Annotated in this window: 1 rRNA gene; it reads left to right on the plus strand. The window is 54.1% G+C overall.

Annotated elements, in window-relative coordinates:
* A 16S ribosomal RNA gene (locus tag C5L13_RS28595) occupies window positions 1-379 on the plus strand; the annotation flags it as partial.

A 379-nucleotide genomic window follows, 5' to 3' on the forward strand; every position in this document is an offset into this window, starting at 1 on the left:
GCAGTGGGGAATATTGCACAATGGGCGCAAGCCTGATGCAGCCATGCCGCGTGTGTGAAGAAGGCCTTCGGGTTGTAAAGCACTTTCAGCGAGGAGGAAGGTGGTGAGCTTAATACGCTCATCAATTGACGTTACTCGCAGAAGAAGCACCGGCTAACTCCGTGCCAGCAGCCGCGGTAATACGGAGGGTGCAAGCGTTAATCGGAATTACTGGGCGTAAAGCGCACGCAGGCGGTTTGTTAAGTCAGATGTGAAATCCCCGGGCTCAACCTGGGAACTGCATTTGAAACTGGCAAGCTAGAGTCTCGTAGAGGGGGGTAGAATTCCAGGTGTAGCGGTGAAATGCGTAGAGATCTGGAGGAATACCGGTGGCGAAGGC

The organism is Neorhizobium alkalisoli, assembly GCF_002968635.1.
Lineage (GTDB): Bacteria > Pseudomonadota > Alphaproteobacteria > Rhizobiales > Rhizobiaceae > Neorhizobium > Neorhizobium alkalisoli.